Source organism: Streptomyces sp. NRRL S-495 (assembly GCF_000966955.1).
GTDB lineage: Bacteria > Actinomycetota > Actinomycetes > Streptomycetales > Streptomycetaceae > Kitasatospora > Kitasatospora purpeofusca.
This window is the reverse complement of the sequence record NZ_JZWY01000073.1, coordinates 1-1,480: the sequence shown is the minus strand read 5'-3', so window position 1 is coordinate 1,480 and position 1,480 is coordinate 1. Positions and strand designations below refer to the sequence as shown.

Genomic DNA, 1,480 nt, shown 5'->3' with positions numbered 1-1,480 from the left:
AACCGATCGGTGGACCGGGGAGGGGCGTCCGGGAGCACGGGCCTCGGACGGAGGGGGTGGCGGGTGGCCGGGCGGTGCCCACGAGCGGGTGAATTCCGGCGCGTCGTGGCGTGGCGGCGGGCTTGATCCCCTAGGGTTTTCCCAGCCGGGGGGCCGCCCGCGCGGGCGTGAGAGGTGGGGCGGGTGGGACTCGAACCCACGACCAAGGGATTATGAGTCCCCTGCTCTAACCGGCTGAGCTACCGCCCCGGTTCGCAGCGCGCGACGGCAAGCCGGTCGCGGCAGCAGCAGACGGCCCCGAAAGGCCGTCCCGGGCAGCATAGCCGGTCGATCACCCGTGGTGCGCGCCGGGGGCGCACACGGGTGCGCACCGGGGGCGGCCGACCCCGGCGGGCCGCCGACGGACAGTCGGCGGGTCTGCGGGCGGACGGCGGCGGGTCTGCGGCGGGCGCTCCGGCGGGGCCGGGTGACGGGGGGTCGGGAGTCGGCGGCGGCAGTGGCGCGGCCGGGCCCGGCCTGATAGATCTTGCTCTCGAACGGCGGACGCATGACCGGCGGCGACCGCCCCCGAGGACCAGACGGAGCACCGATGCCCTCCCGCCCGGTTCGACCCGCGCGCGCGGCCCGGACGCTCGCCCTGGCGGCCCTGCTGCTGGCCGCCGCCATCGCCTGCGGCGGGGGCGAGGAGGGCCGGACGGCCTCGGTCGCGCCGCAGAACCCCGCCTGGGACCGGATCGGCACCCTGTCCGTGCACACCTCGGAGGGCCCCAGGGCCTGCACGGCGAGCGTGGTGAGGAGCCCGCGGCGCAATCTGCTGGTCACCGCCGCGCACTGCGTGCAGAGCCGCCGGATCGGCCTGCTGGACGGCCTGGTGTTCACTCCCGGCTACCGCAACGGGTACTCGCCGTACGGGAGTTGGCCGGTGGAGTCGGTCACCGTCGATCCGCACTGGGAGACCGACGACGACCCCGAGTACGATGTGGCGTTCGTCACCGTGCGACCGGTGAACGGGCAGCAGGTCGAGGACGCAGTCGGCGGCAACCCGCTCGGCACCGACCAGGGCTTCGGCCTGGCGGTCTCGGTCACCGGCTACCCCAACGAGCGGGACGAGCCGATCACCTGCTCGGGCCTGACCGCCTCGCAGAGCCCGACCCAGGAACGGTTCGACTGCGGCGGCTACACCGACGGCACCAGCGGCAGCCCGTGGCTGACCACCAACGGGCGGGTGATCGGGGTGATCGGCGGCTACCAGGAGGGCGGCGCGACACCGGAGACCTCGTACAGCGTCACTTTCGACGAGCGGGTCGCCGAGCTGTACCAGCAGGCGCTCGCCTGAGCCGGCCCGCCGGGGGCCCGGAGTCGGGTCCGGGCAACACGAAGGCCCCCCGGTCTACCGAGGGGCCTTCGCTCTGAGCAGTCACCGGGCGGACCCGGCGCAGCTCCCGCAATTGGACTCGAACCAATAACCTGCCGATTAACA

At 74.3% G+C, this 1,480-nt stretch carries 1 protein-coding gene and 1 tRNA gene; one reads left to right on the top strand and one right to left on the bottom strand.

What is annotated here, in order from left to right; genetic code table 11:
• Positions 1-175: 175 nt before the first annotated feature.
• A tRNA-Ile gene (locus VR45_RS05315) sits at positions 176-249 on the bottom strand.
• Positions 250-589: 340 nt separating this feature from the next.
• Here VR45_RS05315 and VR45_RS05310 point away from each other — a divergent pair.
• Positions 590-1,336, top strand: coding sequence for a trypsin-like peptidase domain-containing protein (locus VR45_RS05310; RefSeq protein ID WP_045938508.1), 747 nt, complete (start codon positions 590-592; stop codon positions 1,334-1,336).
• Positions 1,337-1,480: the final 144 nt, after the last annotated feature.

Excerpts from the sequence above, each read along its gene's own strand:
- VR45_RS05310 (WP_045938508.1), top strand. The coding sequence starts at position 590 with ATGCCCTCCCGCCCGGTTCGACCCGCGCGCGCGGCCCGGACGCTCGCC.